Origin of the sequence: Micromonospora echinospora (assembly GCF_014203425.1) — a bacterium.
GTDB lineage: Bacteria > Actinomycetota > Actinomycetes > Mycobacteriales > Micromonosporaceae > Micromonospora > Micromonospora echinospora_A.
Genome location: NZ_JACHJC010000001.1, coordinates 845,095 through 859,177, shown reverse-complemented (window position 1 = coordinate 859,177; position 14,083 = coordinate 845,095). Strand labels below are relative to the sequence as shown.

18 protein-coding genes are annotated in these 14,083 nt (G+C 74.5%); 16 read left to right on the top strand and 2 right to left on the bottom strand.

From position 1 onward, the window contains the following. Positions 1-12: 12 nt before the first annotated feature. From FHU28_RS04120 to FHU28_RS04065, 12 genes are read left to right on the top strand one after another with little or no spacing between them, the layout of a single operon-like run. Complete coding sequence (locus tag FHU28_RS04120) at positions 13-579, top strand: hypothetical protein (RefSeq protein ID WP_184689205.1); 567 nt, start codon at positions 13-15, stop codon at positions 577-579. Continuing rightward, positions 573-1,526 carry a hypothetical protein gene (locus FHU28_RS04115; RefSeq protein WP_184681029.1) on the top strand — a complete coding sequence of 318 codons (954 nt, stop codon included), beginning with the start codon at positions 573-575 and terminating at the stop codon, positions 1,524-1,526. Before FHU28_RS04120 ends, FHU28_RS04115 begins: the two co-directional genes overlap by 7 nt. Further along, positions 1,523-2,188, top strand: coding sequence for an SAF domain-containing protein (locus FHU28_RS04110; protein WP_184681027.1), 666 nt, complete (start codon positions 1,523-1,525; stop codon positions 2,186-2,188). The genes FHU28_RS04115 and FHU28_RS04110 overlap by 4 nt, the downstream gene beginning before the upstream one ends. After that, positions 2,188-3,021 carry a CpaE/TadZ family protein gene (locus FHU28_RS04105; protein WP_184681025.1) on the top strand — a complete coding sequence of 278 codons (834 nt, stop codon included), beginning with the start codon at positions 2,188-2,190 and terminating at the stop codon, positions 3,019-3,021. Before FHU28_RS04110 ends, FHU28_RS04105 begins: the two co-directional genes overlap by 1 nt. Then, positions 3,011-4,549, top strand: coding sequence for a TadA family conjugal transfer-associated ATPase (locus FHU28_RS04100; RefSeq protein WP_184681023.1), 1,539 nt, complete (start codon positions 3,011-3,013; stop codon positions 4,547-4,549). Before FHU28_RS04105 ends, FHU28_RS04100 begins: the two co-directional genes overlap by 11 nt. Then, complete coding sequence (locus FHU28_RS04095; RefSeq protein WP_376700620.1) at positions 4,492-5,445, top strand: type II secretion system F family protein; 954 nt, start codon at positions 4,492-4,494, stop codon at positions 5,443-5,445. Before FHU28_RS04100 ends, FHU28_RS04095 begins: the two co-directional genes overlap by 58 nt. After that, a complete protein-coding gene (locus tag FHU28_RS04090) occupies positions 5,442-6,305 on the top strand; it encodes a type II secretion system F family protein (protein ID WP_184681019.1) in 864 nt (287 codons plus the stop codon). Before FHU28_RS04095 ends, FHU28_RS04090 begins: the two co-directional genes overlap by 4 nt. A gap of 25 nt (positions 6,306-6,330) precedes the next feature. After that, complete coding sequence (locus tag FHU28_RS04085; protein ID WP_013283462.1) at positions 6,331-6,540, top strand: hypothetical protein; 210 nt, start codon at positions 6,331-6,333, stop codon at positions 6,538-6,540. Continuing rightward, complete coding sequence (locus FHU28_RS04080; protein ID WP_260412840.1) at positions 6,540-7,022, top strand: TadE family protein; 483 nt, start codon at positions 6,540-6,542, stop codon at positions 7,020-7,022. Before FHU28_RS04085 ends, FHU28_RS04080 begins: the two co-directional genes overlap by 1 nt. Beyond that, positions 7,019-7,492, top strand: a complete 474-nt coding sequence (locus FHU28_RS04075; protein ID WP_184681017.1) for a TadE/TadG family type IV pilus assembly protein — start codon at positions 7,019-7,021, stop codon at positions 7,490-7,492. The genes FHU28_RS04080 and FHU28_RS04075 overlap by 4 nt, the downstream gene beginning before the upstream one ends. After that, positions 7,489-7,920, top strand: a complete 432-nt coding sequence (locus tag FHU28_RS04070) for a pilus assembly protein TadG-related protein (RefSeq protein WP_184681015.1) — start codon at positions 7,489-7,491, stop codon at positions 7,918-7,920. Before FHU28_RS04075 ends, FHU28_RS04070 begins: the two co-directional genes overlap by 4 nt. 14 nt (positions 7,921-7,934) lie before the next feature. Continuing rightward, the gene (locus tag FHU28_RS04065; RefSeq protein ID WP_184681013.1) at positions 7,935-8,951 is read left to right on the top strand and encodes a LysM peptidoglycan-binding domain-containing protein; all 1,017 of its coding nucleotides are present in this window, start codon (positions 7,935-7,937) and stop codon (positions 8,949-8,951) included. Between the two features lies 1 nt (position 8,952). Here FHU28_RS04065 and FHU28_RS04060 read toward each other — a convergent pair whose 3' ends face one another. Further along, complete coding sequence (locus FHU28_RS04060) at positions 8,953-9,804, bottom strand: Rieske (2Fe-2S) protein (RefSeq protein ID WP_184681011.1); 852 nt, start codon at positions 9,802-9,804, stop codon at positions 8,953-8,955. 110 nt (positions 9,805-9,914) lie between these two features. Between FHU28_RS04060 and FHU28_RS04055 the strand changes: the two genes are divergently transcribed. From FHU28_RS04055 to FHU28_RS04045, 3 genes are read left to right on the top strand one after another with little or no spacing between them, the layout of a single operon-like run. Continuing rightward, on the top strand, positions 9,915-10,124 hold the full coding sequence (locus FHU28_RS04055; RefSeq protein WP_030500628.1) for a type II toxin-antitoxin system VapB family antitoxin: 210 nt from the start codon (positions 9,915-9,917) through the stop codon (positions 10,122-10,124). After that, positions 10,121-10,546, top strand: a complete 426-nt coding sequence (locus FHU28_RS04050; protein WP_174532918.1) for a PIN domain nuclease — start codon at positions 10,121-10,123, stop codon at positions 10,544-10,546. The genes FHU28_RS04055 and FHU28_RS04050 overlap by 4 nt, the downstream gene beginning before the upstream one ends. Positions 10,547-10,586: 40 nt before the next feature. Further along, positions 10,587-11,351: a crotonase/enoyl-CoA hydratase family protein gene (locus FHU28_RS04045; RefSeq protein ID WP_184681001.1), complete on the top strand. Its 765-nt coding sequence runs from the start codon at positions 10,587-10,589 to the stop codon at positions 11,349-11,351. Positions 11,352-11,355: 4 nt separating this feature from the next. Here the strand turns inward: FHU28_RS04045 and FHU28_RS04040 are convergent, their stop codons facing one another. Further along, positions 11,356-12,840 carry a dihydrolipoyl dehydrogenase family protein gene (locus FHU28_RS04040; protein WP_184680999.1) on the bottom strand — a complete coding sequence of 495 codons (1,485 nt, stop codon included), beginning with the start codon at positions 12,838-12,840 and terminating at the stop codon, positions 11,356-11,358. A gap of 93 nt (positions 12,841-12,933) precedes the next feature. Between FHU28_RS04040 and FHU28_RS04035 the strand changes: the two genes are divergently transcribed. Further along, complete coding sequence (locus FHU28_RS04035; protein ID WP_184680997.1) at positions 12,934-14,034, top strand: serine hydrolase domain-containing protein; 1,101 nt, start codon at positions 12,934-12,936, stop codon at positions 14,032-14,034. Positions 14,035-14,083 lie beyond the last annotated feature (49 nt).

The following is a 14,083-nucleotide window of genomic DNA, read 5'->3' as shown; positions in this document are numbered from 1 at the left end:
GAGGGATCGGCGTTGCGCACACGGCAATCCCGCCGATGGGAAATCTACCTGCTCAGCCTCGCGCTGGCGGTCGGCGCGGCCGGCTGCGGCACCGAGCCGGAGGCGGCCACCCGCCCGCTCACCGGCCGCGCCGCCGCCCCCGCCACCCATTCCGCCGAGGCGGATAAGGAAGCCGAAAAGGCAGCGCTTGCCGCCTATTCCGGCTATCTCGACGCGTCCCGGGCGGCGAGCGCCCGAAGCGATCCATCCCATCCCGCTCTGGCCCGTTTTCTGGCTGATCCGCTGCTGACCCGGGTGCGAATGGCAATTCTCGACGCGAAGGAGCACGGCGCGATGCGTACCGGGAAACTGGTCTCCGATCCCACAGTGGTCTCGGTCGACCTGGCCGCCCGCCCGCCCACCGTCGAGATCCAGGACTGCCTGGACGCGAGCGGCTACCGGCTCGTCTACGCCAAGGACCGCAAGGCCGTGCCGGGCACCCGCGGCGGGCGCTACCTCGCCACCGCCACCGCGGTCCGCTTCCCGGACGGCCGGTGGCTGATCAACGGCGGCGCCGCGCACCAGGACCAGCCGTGCTGACCTGGGGAGGAAGGGGTGTCCCGGCCCGCCAGCCCCGGGCCGGGACGCTCCGCCGGCTGCTGCTCGCCGCCGGCCTCGCCGCGCTGCTGACGCTCACCGGCGCGCCCGCGCGTGCCGCCGATCCCGGCGGCTCGTGCCCGCCGGAACAGACCGACTGCGACGTGTGGGACGACGACCCGGGCACCCCCGGCGGACCGGGCGGACCAGGTGGTGGCGGGGACAACGGCGGCGGTGGCGGCAACGGCGGCGGCGCGCCGAAGTGCCAGTGGAACGGCCGCGTCATCCCCTGCTACAACGAGGCGCTCGGCTGGTTCAACAACGCCGACGGCTGCTACTACAAACTCGCCGAGCCGCAGGACGAGGCGCCCCCCGGCAAGCAGTGGTACCAGCTCACCTGCAACGGCGGCGACACGGGCAGCATGCGACAGGAACTCCTGGACGCCCCGCCGCCCGGCTACGGCGCGCCGCCGGACCCGGAGGAACTGGCCCGGCGCGCGCTGGCCTCCATCTCGCTGCTCCCGCCCCGGGCCTCGGTCGCGCCCCGGCGCAGTCAGGGGCCGGGCCTGGTCGGGCTGCCGGTCTGGATGTGGGCCAGCCCAGGGACCTCGTACTTCGGGCCGCTGAACGCCTCCGCCTCGGACCGCGGGCTGACCGTCCGGATCACCGCCCGGGTGGACCGGATCGTCTGGCACATGTCCGACGACATCGACGTCACCTGCCACGGGCCGGGCACGCCGTACCGGGCCGACGGGCCGCGGGCCGGCTCCACCTCGCCGGACTGCGGTCTCGACCAGGGCTATCCGAAGGCCGCCACCTACCAGGTGAGCGCCACCACGTTCTGGACAGTCGAGTGGTCCGGCGGCGGCGAGAGCGGCGTGATCGCCCAGAGCCGGTCCAGCGGCGTCATCCCGGTACAGATCAACGAGCTTCAGGTGGTGACCCGATGAGTGTGGTGGCATCCCGAAACGGAACCCCGATGGAGGCGCCGATCGCGCCGCCGAAGGTGGTCCGGCAGCGACGTGTCCGGCCCGGCCTGCTCGGCCTGGCAATCCTGCTGATCGCCCTCGGCGGGCTGGGCGCGGCGTTCGCGGTCACCTCGGTGCGCTCCACCGGCACGTACCTGGCGGTGGCCCGGCCGGTCGACGTGGGCCGGCAACTCACCGCCGACGACCTGGTGCCGGTGCGCGTCTCCGGCGGACGGGAACTCCAGCCGGTTCCGGCCGACCGGATGGACGAGGTGCTGGGACTGCGGGCGGCCGTCCAGCTCACCCCGGGCACGCTGCTCACCCCGGCGCAGCTCACCGAGGCCCCGCTGCTCGGCCCCGGCCAGCAGCAGATCGCGCTGGGACTGGAACCCGAGCAGGTGCCGGCCCGCAAGCTGAACCCCGGCGACAAGGTGCTGCTGGTCAGCACGCCGAGCAACGCCACGAACGGCTCCGACGCGTCCCGCGGCGGCGGAACCCGGTTCGAGGGCACCGTGATCGACACCGCCACGCCGCAGAACGGCGACGTGGTGGTCTACCTGGCGCTGACCGTACGGGACGTGCCGGCGGTCGTGGCGCTCGCCGCCGACGACCGGATCGCGCTCGTGCTCACCGAGGCGGCCTGATGGCGATCATCGCCCTGGTCTCGGCGAAGGGTTCGCCGGGCGTCACCACCGCGGCGCTCGCCGCCGCGCTGAGCTGGCATCGGCGGCTCGTGCTGGCCGAGTGCGACCCGGCGGGCGGCTCGATCCTCGCCGGCTACCTCGGCGGGACCCTGGACGGCCCGCGCGGCATCGGCGAGCTGGCGGTGGGCGAGCTGCGCGACGGCAGCCTGGAACAGGCGTTCTGGTCCCAGCTGGTCGACCTGGACGCGCCCCGGCGCGAGCGGCTGCTGCTACCCGGCGTGGTCGACCCGGCCCAGGCCGGCAGCGTGATTCCGCTGTGGCAGCGCTTCGCCGACTACTTCACCGGGCTGGAGCGCGGCGAACCGCCCTACGACGTGCTCGTCGACTGTGGCCGGCTGGCCGTCGGCGGTCCACCGTGGCCGCTGCTCCGCGCCGCCACTGTGGTGCTGCTGGTGACCCGGGCGAACCTGCCCGACCTCTCCGCCACCCGGGCCACCGCCCGGGCGATCGAACGGGACCTCACCGAGCACCGCGTACCGCCGGGCACGCTGCGGCTGCTCGTGGTCGGGGACGGGCACGGCACCAGCGAGATCAGCAAGGCGCTGCGGCTGCCGGTGATCGCCCGCCTGCCGCACGACCCGCGTACCGCCGAGGTGCTCGGCCACGGCGGCACCGTACGCGCGAACCGGCCGTTGATGCGCGCGGCCGGCGCCCTGGAGGTGCCGGTCCGGGCGCTGCTGGACCGGCGGCGGGCCCGGCTCGCCTGGCCGGGCGCGACCACACCGCGCGCGGTGACCGCGCCGAGCGCGCCGGGGGTGTCCGGTGCGGTTTGAGCCGGTCTCCCACGACCCGCGCGGGCAGCAGCCCGGCGTCGTCTCCACGGTCCCGCCGCTGGCGCCGCCGAACGGCCGGCACCACGTCCCCGGCCCGCTCCCCGCCGCGCCCCCGCCGCCGCCGCGCCCCCGGATCGACTTCGCTGTGGTCCGCGAGCTGCGCCGGGAGCTGAGCGAACGGCTCACCCACTGGCAGCGCGGCCGCGAGTTCGACGCCGACGCCGAGGAGGTCGAGCGCGCCCGGCTGGCCGTCACAGTGGTCTCCGCGTACGCCGACTCGGTACGCCGGTCCGGCACGCCGATGGCCGCGGACTCCGAACGGCTGCTGCTCGACCAGGTGACAGCCGAACTCGTCGGGCTGGGCCGGCTCCAGACGCTGCTCGTCGACGACAGCATCGAGGAGGTGCACATCCTCGGCTGCGACCAGGTGCGCATCACCCGGCACGGCGGCGGCGTCGACTGGGCCGAGCCGATCGCCGAGACCGACGACGAGCTGGTGGAGATCCTCCAGGCGGCGGCCCGCCGGGCCGGGGCCACCGAACGCTCGCTGTCGACCTCGAAGCCCACGCTCGACCTGCAACTGCCCGACGGCAGCCGACTCGCCGCCGTGTTCCTGGTCAGCCACCGCCCGTACGCGGTGATCCGCAAGCACAACACGCTCGCGGTGAGCCTGGAGGACATCGCGGGCGGCCGGCCCGACCTGGACGAGATGATCGATCCGCTGCTGCGCGACTTCTTCCGCGCGTCGATGCGGGCCGGGTTGAACATCATGGTCGCCGGGCTCGCCGGGGCCGGGAAGACCACTGTCATCCGGGCGCTGATGGACGAGATCCCGGCCGACGAGCCGTACGTGCTGCTGGAGGAGAGCCGGGAACTGCTGCCGGCCCGGCGTGGGCACAAACACCGGGCGGTGATGAGCTTCGAGTCCCGGGAGGGGCACGGCGAGCGCGGCGCGGACGGGCGGCCGGCGGGTGAGGTCAGCATCGCCGACCTGATCCCGGTGTCGCTGCGGATGGGCGTGCTGCGGATCATCGTCGGCGAGGTGCGGTCCCGGGAGATCGTGCCGATGCTCCAGGCGATGACGACGAGCCGCGGGTCGATGTGCACCATCCACGCGCGCACCCCCTCGGGGGTGAGCGATCGCATCATCGAGCTGGCGCTGTCGCACGGCCGGGAGATGACAGTCGACCAGGCCCGCCGGATGGCCGGCAACGCGCTCGACCTCATCGTCTACGTGACCGTCGAGGACGAGACCGCGATCGGCGGGCGCAAGCACCGCTTCGTCTCGCACGTCGAGGAGGTCATCGGCGTCGGCGAGGGCAACCGGATCACCACCACGACCGTCTTCGGTCCGGGGCCGGACGGCCGCGCGGTCCCCCGCCACCTGCCCGAACGCATCCGCGAGCAGTTGCTGCGCGTCGGCTACGACGCCCGGCTGCTCACCCGGTTCGTGGAGGCCGGTGTGGGCGCGTGGCGGCGGCCCCGGCACACCCGTCTCGGGGCGCGGCCGAGCGGAGGCCCGGCGTGACGCAGATCGAACTGATCGCCCTGGTCTCCGGCGCGGCCTGCGTGGCCGGGCTGGTGCTGACAGTGGTCGCGCTCGTCGGCACCCGCCGCCCGCCGGGTCCGGCACCGGGCGCCGGGCCGGGCCTGAGCCGGCTCTGGACCGGTTCCGGCGCGAGCCGCGCCGACCAGCGCCGCTACCAGCTCCTGCTCGGCGCCGCGGTGGTCGCCGGAGCGGCGGCGTTCCTGCTCACCGGGCTGCCGGTGGTCGGCCTGCTGGTGGCGCTCGCGGTGCCGGGCGTGCCGTGGCTGTTCGCGGTGGGCCGGGCCGAGCAGCGGGCCATCGCCCGGGTCGAAGCCGTAGGCGAGTGGACCCGTCGGCTCAAGGACATCTCGGCCACCGGCCAGGGACTCCAGCAGGCGATCATCGGCACCATCGCCACCGCGCCGGAGGAGATCCAGGAGGAGGTACGCACGCTCGCGGCCCGCCTCCAGGCCGGCTGGCTGGCGCGCTCCGCGCTGCTCGCCTTCGCCGACGAGATCGCCGACCCGGTCGCCGACCAGGTGGTGGCAGCGCTGATCCTGCACCTCACCGACCGGGGCGAGCGCCTCGGCGACGTGCTCGGGTCGATCGCCACCGCCGCGTCGGCCGAGGTCGCGACCCGGCGGGAGGTCGAGGCCAAGCGCACCCAGCCCCGGTTCGCGGTCCGCTTCCTCACCGGCATGACGCTGGCGACGCTGGCGTACGGGCTGGTGAACAGCGACTACATCCGTCCCTACGGAACCGTGACCGGCCAGCTCATGATGGCGGTGCTCGGCGCGGCGTTCGTCGGCCTGCTGGTCTGGGTGCGTTCGATGAGCCAGCCGCCCCGGCCCGCGCGCTTCCTGCCGGCGCCCGACCTGGAGGAGGCGATCGCATGATCCTCAACTGGCAGATGGCGATCGCGGTGCTCGGCGGGTGCGCGGTCGGGCTCGGACTGTTCATGGTGGTCCGCGAGGCGCTGCCGGCCACCCCGGCGCTCGGCCCGGCGCTGCGCCGGCTGCACCAGCCGCCCGGCCAGGCCCCGGCCGCCGGCGCCGGGCCGGACTGGCTCGGCGGGTTCGCCCGCTGGCTGCGCCCGCCGCACCGGCAGCTCGCCCTGCTCGACCGCACCCCCGAGCAGTACGCCCTTTCCGTGCTGCTCTCCACGCTCGTCGGGTTCGCCACCCCGGCGGTCGCCTCGGCAGTGCTCTTCGTCGGCGGGGTGGCGCTGCCGGTGGCCGTACCGGTGCTGGCCAGCCTGGGCCTGGCGCTCGGCGCCGGACTGCTCGCGCACCGCGCGGTCCTGGCCAAGGCCGACGCCGCCCGGGACGAGTTCCGGCAGGCGGTCTGCACCTACCTCGACCTGGTGGCGTTGCAGCTGTCCGCCGCGCACGGCCCGGTGCAGTCGCTGGAACGCGCGGCGGCGGTCTGCGACGGCTGGGTCTTCGACCGGATCCGGGAGGCGCTGCGGCTCGCCCAGCTCCAGATGCACTCGCCCTGGGACGAGTTGCAGGAACTGGCCGACCGGATCGGCATCCCGGAGCTGGGCGACGTGGGCGCCATCATGCGCTCCTCCGGCAGCGAGGGCGCCCAGGTGCACGAGACGTTGCGGTCCCGTGCCGACTCGCTGCGCGACCAGATCCGTACCGACAACCTGGCCCGGGCCGAGGGGGTCACCAGCAAGTTGGACATCCCCGGCTCGCTGCTGGTGTTCGTCCTGCTCGGCTTCGCCGTCTATCCGTTCCTCGCCCGTCTGTGAACCCACCTTCGAGAAGGAGACGACCATGCACCTCTACGCCTACCTGTACGTGGCGGTGAGCACCCGCCTCGCCGAGTTGCGCCGGGACTCCGAGCGCGGCGACAGCCCGGTGCCGACCGCGGTGATCATCTTCGGCCTGGTCGCGGTGGCCATGGCGGTCACCGGACTCGCCCTGGCCAAGGCGAACAACTGGATGAACGCCATCCCGAACAACACGGCGCCGCAGGCCCCGTGATGCCGCGCCCCGCCCGTACGGTCCGGAGCCGGCCGGCGCACGCCGGCCGGCCCGCCGGTCCGCCCGGTCCGGGGCGGATCGCCGCCGCCCTGCGCGCCCGTCTGGCCGAGGGCGAGCGGGGCGCCAACCCGGTCGAGCTGGCCGTGGTGATGCCGGTGATCCTGGTGATGCTGTTCGGCTCGATCCAGGTCGCCGTCTGGTTCGTGGCCCGGTCCACAGCGCTGAACGCCGCGCAGACCGCTGTGAACGCCCAGCGCACGATCGACGCCGGGCCGGACGCCGGCCGGGAACGGGCGATCAGCTTCCTGCGACAGTCCGGCGACTGGCTGGTCGACTGGGAGCAGACCGGACCGACCTGCGTCGAGACCGCCACCGCCGTCACCTGCACGGTGCAGGGACGCTCCCTGTCGGTCATCCCGGGAGTCTCGTTCGAGGTCACGCAGACCGCGCACGGCCCGGCCGAACGCTGGACCACCGGATGAGCGCCGGGCCGCGGCGGGAGCAGGGTTCCGTCTCGATCGAGGTGGCGGTGCTCGCGCCCGCCTTCATCGGGCTGATGGTGCTGGCCGGGGTCGCCGGGCGGACCGCTGTCGCCGACGAGGCGGTGGAGTCGGCCGCTCACGACGCCGCCCGGGCCGCCTCGCTCGCCCGCAACGCCGACGACGGCGCGGAGGCCGCCGAGGACGCGGCCCGGGACCAGCTCGGCTGGGCGGGACTGAACTGCACCGGCCCACCCCAGCTCGACCTCGCGGGCTCGGTGGCCGGGACGGCGACGAGCTTCGCCGCCGCGTACCAGAGCGCCGCAGGCGTGCCCGCGACGGTGACGGTCACTGTGACCTGCACCGTCTCCTTCGACGACCTGAGCGCGCCCGGCCTGCCCGGGGTGCCGGGTGGCAAGACCGTCTCGGCGCGCTTCACCTCGCCGCTGGACACCTACCGGAGTCGCGGATGACCGGGCGGCGCGAGGCGGAGAACGGCCGGGTGAGCCTCTTCCTGGCCGTGGCGATGACAGGCGTGCTGGCGATCATCGGCCTCGCCTACGACGGCGCCGGTCAACTACGCACGCTCCAGCGCGCGGACAACCTGGCCGCCGAGGCGGCGCGCGCGGGCGGCCAGATGATCGACCGCGCGCGGGCCATCGAGGGCGGCCCGAAGCAGATCGACCAGGTCGCCGCCCGCGCCGCGGTCGCCGCCTACCTCGACGCCGCGGGCGGGGTCGCCGACCACGAGGTCGACTTCCCCGTGGTCGGCGCCGAGACCCAGATCCGGGTGAGCGTGCAGATCACCTACAGCCGGGACCTGCTGGGTCTGTTCGGCATGCAGAAAACCGCCATCGTCTCCGGTGAGGCCACCGCTCGGGCGCTCACCGGACCACCGTAGGAAGGAAGGCCGCCATGGGCGCACCCCGACGCTCCCCCGTCCGCCGCGCCGGCCAGGTCCTCACCGGGCTCGGCGCCCTCGTCGTGCTCGTCGGCGTGCTGGCCGGCGGGCCGGTCGCGTTGCTGGCGTTCGCCGGCAACCCGCTGCCGGATCACCTACCCACGTTCGCCGAGATCGGTACGACGTTGACCAGCCGCGACGACGGTCAGCTCTTCCTGCGGGCGCTGGCGGTGGTGGGCTGGTTCGGCTGGGCCACCTTCGCGTTCTCCGTCGTGGTGGAACTGCTCGCGGCGGCGGTACGCCGGCCGGCGCCGAAGCTGCCCGGCATGCACCGCCAGCAGAAGGCGGCCGCCGCGCTCGTCGGTTCGGTCGCGCTGATTCTGGCCGCGAGCCCGGCCGCGGCGAGCGCCGCAGCGCTGACCGCGCCGCACCCGGCGGTCGCCGCCGTCACCTCACCGGCCGTGGCCACGAGCCAGGTCGCGCCGCCGGCCCCTGTCGCGGCGGAGACCAGCGACCCGGCGGTGTACCGGGTCGCCAAGGGCGACTACCTGGGCGAGGTGGCCGACCGCTACCTGGACGACTTCGACAGATACCGGGAGTTGGCCCGGCTGAACCGGCTCGCCGACCCGGACCGGATCCGCCCGGGTCAGCTCATCACACTGCCGGACGGCGCGACGGACTCCGGCGCCCGGCGGCACGCCACCGGGCGGCTGGTGGTCACCAAGCCGGCCCAGACCGCGCCGGTCAAGCCGGGTGGCGGCGGCGCGTCCTCGACCGCGCCGAAGGCGAAGCCGAAGCCCACCCCGCGGGACGCGACGCCCACCGTGGAGGCGCCGGTCGGTCAGCCGCCGGCCATGTCGGCGGGCGCGTCCCGGCCCACCGCGGAGGAGGGCATCAACCGTCCGCTCGCCATCTCGGCGGTGCTGGCGGTCGCGAGCATCGTGGGCGCGCAGATCGGCGCGCTGCTCGGGTTGCGCAAGCGGCCGGTGCCCGCCCGCGCGGGGTCCAGCGGGCGGCACCGGCGGGACTGAGTCAGGGCAGCCGGGCCTCGACCTGGCCGGCCACCACACGGGTGGGGAGCACGACCTGGTCGTTCGCGGCCGGGCCGTGCACGACCTCGCCGCCGTTGAGCCGGAACGCGCTGCCGTGCCAGGGGCAGACCACGCAGGCGTGACCGTCGATCTGCTCCACCTTGCCCTCGCCGAGTGGGCCGCTCTGGTGCGGGCAGCGCTCCAGCATCACCGTGACGTCGTCGCCGTCCCGGTAGAGGATCACCGAGACCTCGTCGATCTTCTTGGTGACCAGCTCGTGCCGGGGCAGGCTGCTCAGGTCGCCGACCCGGTGCCACCCGTCGCTGATCAGGTGCAGCTCGGAGACGCTCTGGCTGGCCTGGGCGCCCTGCTTGTAGGCGAGGTGCCCGCCCAGGTACGCGCCGCCGCTCGCGGCGGACAGGCCGAGGTAGGACAGCGCCCGACCGAGGCCGTGCCGCCCGTTGAGGCGGGCCGCCAGCGAGCCGGCGTACAGCGCCAGGCCGACCGTGTTGGCGGCGGCGTGCACCAGCCCGATCCGGCGCTGGTCGCGGGAGAGCGTGGCCCAGTCGTTGAGCCCCGCTACGGCTGCGGGCACCGCGCTGACCGTGCCGAGGCCCACCAGCGCGGTGGCGGCCCGGCGCTGGCCGGGCAGCAGGTCCACCACGGCGGCGGAGATCCACGCGCCGACCGGCACCTGCACCATCGCGGGGTGCAGCGGATGGCCGAGCCACACGCCGTGCAGCGCGTCGCGTACCCGCTGGGAACGCAGCGTGCCCTGGACGGCGCGCTGCAACCGGTCACCCACCCGGTCGAGGCCGCTGGCCTGTTCGATCTTCGTCAGTAGTTCGCGCACCCGTTCCGACTTCCCGGCAGGAGAGCCCCCAAACCGGACGCCCCGGAATTCCCTCGCACGGCCTCCCCGCTGGATATACTCGGACGGCTGGTCGTATATAGGGAGCCGCGATGACCAAGATCCTGGTGGACGTCGACGACGAGGCGCTGGCGGATGCCGCCGAGGCGTTCGGCACGAAGACCAAGAAGGACACGGTGAACGTCGCTCTCCGCGAGGGCGCGGCGAGACTGCGCCGCGCCCGGGCGTTGGCGGAGCTGGCCGAACGCGGGCAGGCCGGTGACTTCGACGAACTGCTCGACAAGGGCGCCTACCGCTCGTGAAGCTGGCCGACTACCTGATCGACACCAGCGCCCTCGTCCGGCTCCTGCGTGATCCCGACGTGCTGGCTCGCTGGGAACAACAGGTGACAGCGGGCCTGCTCGCCGTGTGCCCGCTTGTCGAGCTGGAATTCCTCTACACCGCCCGGTCGGTCGCCGACCGGACGCGCCTGACCGAGCAGCTCCGGGCCGCCTTCGGCTGGGTGGTCATGCCGGACCGGATCTACGAGCGCGCCGCCGAGATCCAGGGCGAGCTGACCGCGCGGGGTACGCACCGCTCGGCGGGCGCCGTCGACCTGCTCATCGCCGCCACCGCCGAATACCACGGCCTCTCGCTGCTGCACTACGACCGGGACTTCGACCAGGTCGGCGCCGTCACCGGCCAGCCGATGCGCTGGCTGACCCGACCCGACACGATCAAATAGGCCGTAGCCGCGGCAGCGCCGTCGCGGGCATGCTGAGCGCATGGGGGTACGCGTCGAGCACGCCGGTGCCGTGACCACTGTGATCCTGGACCGGCCCGAGGCGCGTAACGCCGTGGACGGGCCGACCGCCCGGGCGCTCGCCGACGCGTTCCGCGCGTTCGACGCCGACCCGGACGCGGCGGTCGCCGTGCTCTGGGGCGCGGGCGGCACGTTCTGCTCCGGCGCCGACCTGAAGGCCGTCGGCACGCCGCGCGGCAACCGGGTCGAGCCCGAGGGGGACGGGCCGATGGGCCCCACCCGGATGCGGCTGTCCAAGCCGGTGATCGCGGCGATCTCCGGGTACGCGGTGGCCGGCGGCCTGGAGCTGGCGCTCTGGTGCGATCTGCGGGTCGCCGAGTCGGACGCGACGCTCGGCGTGTTCTGCCGCCGGTGGGGCGTGCCGCTGGTCGACGGCGGGACGGTCCGGCTGCCCCGGCTGATCGGCGAGAGCCGGGCGATGGACCTGATCCTCACCGGCCGCCCGGTGCCGGCCGACGAGGCGTACGCGATGGGTCTGGTCAACCGGCTGGTCGCGCCGGGTGCGGCCCGCGCGGCGGCCGAGGAGCTGGCCGCCGGGATCGCCCGGTTTCCGCAGACGTGCCTGCGCAACGACCGGGCGGCGGTGCTGGACGGCGCGGGCCGGCCGGAGCCGGAGGCGATGGCGACCGAGCTGGCCTACGGCACGGAGTCGCTGACAGTCGACGGGGTACGCGGCGCCGGGCGGTTCGCCGCCGGGGCCGGCCGGCACGGGGCACCGGCCGGCTGAGGCGTCACTTCAGGGCGCGCAGGGCGTCCTCGATGGCCCTGTGGAACGTGGGGTACGCGTAGATCATGTGCCGGAGCTGGCTGATCGGCACTGCCGCGTGCACCGCCACGACCAGCGCGGAGAGCACCTCCCCGCCGGCCGGTCCGGCCGAGGTGGCGCCGACGAGCACGCCCTGGTCGGCGTCGGCGATCAGCTTGATGAACCCGGCGTTGCCGGTCTTGTGGATCCAGCCGCGGGTCGACGAGGTGAGGTCGGCGTATCCGACCTGGAGGTTGATCCCGCGTTCGCGGGCCTGCTGCTCGGTGAGGCCGACCGCGCCGACCTCGGGGTCGGTGAACGTGACCCGGGGCAGCGCCCGGTAGTCGGCGACCGGGACGCTGCCGGGCGCGGCCGTCGACCCGCCCGCGCTCATCGCGCCGCCGACCGAGCTGACCACACCGGCCGCGCCGCCGACCACGCTCGCGGTGCCGCTGGCGTCCGGGCCGCCCTTGGTACGCCGCATGTGGTCGAGCATGTCCGCCACCACGATGCCGGCCTGGTACATGGCGATGTGGGTGAACGCGCCCTCGCCGGTGAGGTCGCCGACCGCCCAGATCCCGTCGGTGACGTGCATCCGGTCGTTCACCGGCAGGTAGCGCTGTCCGGCGTCCACCCCCACCGTGTCCAGGCCCAGCTCCTCCAGGTGCGCCTTGCGGCCGGTCACCACGAGCAGCTTCTCGCCGGTGAACTCGGAGCCGTCGGCGTGCACGGTGAACGCTGCCCCGTCGTGGCTGACCCGGCCGGCCCTGACCCCGGTGTGGATCTGCACCCCGTCGGCGCGCAGCGCGTCGGCGGCGAGCGCCGACGCCTCCGGCTCCTCGACGGCCAGCACCCGGTCGGCCGCCTCGATCACCGTCACCCGGACGCCAAAACGGGCGAAGACCTGGGCCAGTTCCAGCCCGATCGCGCCGCCGCCGAGCACCAGCAGCGACCCGGGCAGCTCCTCGACCTCGATGGCCTGGTGATTCGTCCAGTACGGCGTGCCGGCCAGTCCGGCGATCGGCGGGACCGAGGGCCGGGTGCCGGTGCCGAGGACCACCCCGTACCGGGCCTGGAACACCTGGTCGCCGACGCATACCCGGTTCGGGCCGTCGAGCCGCCCGCTGCCCCGGACGAACCGGCCGCCCTTGCCGGTGAACCGCTCCACCGCCACCTTGTCGTCCCAGGTGTCGGTGGCCTCGGCCCGGATCCGCTTCGCCACCGGCGCCCAGTCGGGCCGCACCTGGGCGGAACCGGCCAGCTCGTTGACGCGGTGCGCCTCGGCCAGCGCGTTCGCCGCCCGGATCATCATCTTGCTCGGCACGCACCCCCAGTACGGGCACTCGCCCCCGACCAGGTCCCGTTCGATGCCGACCACTGTGAGGCCGGCCTCGGCGAGCCGCCCGGCCACTTCCTCGCCGCCGACGCCGAGCCCGACCACTACTACGTCCACCTGTTCCGGCTCCGCCATTCCGCAAGCATTCCGTACCTGCGGGACACCGGCCACCGCGCCGGGCCTGAATTCCCGCGCCGGTAACCGACGCGACCGCCTACCGTGGCCCGCATGCACACGCGCTTCACCCCGGTCCGGGACTGCTTCCACGACCTGTTCGGCACCGGCCGGGAGACGGGCGCGTCGCTGGCGGTGTGGCACGACGGCGTACCGGTGATCGACCTGGTGGGCGGCACGGCGGCGACGGTCCCGCCCGGCGCGGTCGTGCCGGCTTCCGGGGCAGACCGCGTGTGGCGGCCGGACACGCTCGTGGACGTCTACTCGACCGGCAAGCCGGTGGTGGCGCTCTGCCTGCTGCTGCTCGTCGACCGGGGCCGCGTCGACCTGGACGCGCCGGTGTCGGCGTACTGGCCGGAGTTCCGCACCCCGGCCACAGTGCGGCAGGTGCTCGTCCACACGGCCGGGCTGCCCGCCTTCCCGGCGCCCCGGCCCGCCGCGGCGATCGCCGACTGGGACCTGCTCTGCGCCGACCTGGCGGCGGCGGACCCGGAGTGGACGCCGGGCACCGTCGCGGGCGAGCACGCCTGGACGTACGGGCATCTGGTGGGCGAGCTGGTCCGCCGGGTGGACGGGCGGCCGGTGGGCCGGTTCCTGGCCGAGGAGATCGCCGGTCCGTGGCGCCTGGACCTGGCCTTCGGGCTGGAAGCGGCGGACCGGCGGCGGTGCGCCGACCTGTCGTACGCCGATCCGGCCTGGCCGGACCAGATGCGCGGCGAGCCGGGCTCGCTGCGGGCGCGGGCGCTGGACAATCCGCCGGGCGGGATGGACGTCGCGATGGTGAACAGCGAGCTGTGGCGGGCCGCCGAGATCCCGGCGGTGAACCTGCACGCCACCGCCGGAGCGCTGGCCCGGCTGTACGCGGGCCTGCTCGCCGGCGGCACCCTGGACGGGGTACGTCTGTTCAGCCCGGAACTGGTCGCCGAGGCGACGCGGGTGCAGTACTCCGGCCCGGACCTGCTGCTGGACCGTCCGGTGGACTGGACGCTCGGCATGCAGTGGGAGCCGGACGGCAGCTGGGGCATGGGCGGGATCGGCGGCAGCAGCGCCTGGGCGGATCCGGAGCGGGGTTACACCTTCGCGTACGCGACCGCCCGGCTGGCCGACCACGATCGGGTGGAGGATCTGGTCGAGGCGCTGCACTCCTGCCTCTGACCATCAGTCACGTTCGGTGATTCCCGGGCATCGTCACGCAGCGCATTCG

What these genes read in the sequence shown, in the direction of transcription:
- FHU28_RS04085 (WP_013283462.1), top strand. Translation starts at nt 6,331, where the DNA reads ATGCACCTCTACGCCTACCTGTACGTGGCGGTGAGCACCCGCCTCGCC.
- FHU28_RS04080 (WP_260412840.1), top strand. Translation starts at nt 6,540, where the DNA reads ATGCCGCGCCCCGCCCGTACGGTCCGGAGCCGGCCGGCGCACGCCGGC.
- FHU28_RS04040 (WP_184680999.1), bottom strand. Translation starts at nt 12,840, where the DNA reads ATGGCGGAGCCGGAACAGGTGGACGTAGTAGTGGTCGGGCTCGGCGTC.
- FHU28_RS04035 (WP_184680997.1), top strand. Translation starts at nt 12,934, where the DNA reads ATGCACACGCGCTTCACCCCGGTCCGGGACTGCTTCCACGACCTGTTC.
- FHU28_RS04065 (WP_184681013.1), top strand. Translation starts at nt 7,935, where the DNA reads ATGGGCGCACCCCGACGCTCCCCCGTCCGCCGCGCCGGCCAGGTCCTC.
- FHU28_RS04045 (WP_184681001.1), top strand. Translation starts at nt 10,587, where the DNA reads ATGGGGGTACGCGTCGAGCACGCCGGTGCCGTGACCACTGTGATCCTG.
- FHU28_RS04110 (WP_184681027.1), top strand. Translation starts at nt 1,523, where the DNA reads ATGAGTGTGGTGGCATCCCGAAACGGAACCCCGATGGAGGCGCCGATC.
- FHU28_RS04105 (WP_184681025.1), top strand. Translation starts at nt 2,188, where the DNA reads ATGGCGATCATCGCCCTGGTCTCGGCGAAGGGTTCGCCGGGCGTCACC.
- FHU28_RS04075 (WP_184681017.1), top strand. Translation starts at nt 7,019, where the DNA reads ATGAGCGCCGGGCCGCGGCGGGAGCAGGGTTCCGTCTCGATCGAGGTG.
- FHU28_RS04070 (WP_184681015.1), top strand. Translation starts at nt 7,489, where the DNA reads ATGACCGGGCGGCGCGAGGCGGAGAACGGCCGGGTGAGCCTCTTCCTG.
- FHU28_RS04055 (WP_030500628.1), top strand. Translation starts at nt 9,915, where the DNA reads ATGACCAAGATCCTGGTGGACGTCGACGACGAGGCGCTGGCGGATGCC.
- FHU28_RS04090 (WP_184681019.1), top strand. Translation starts at nt 5,442, where the DNA reads ATGATCCTCAACTGGCAGATGGCGATCGCGGTGCTCGGCGGGTGCGCG.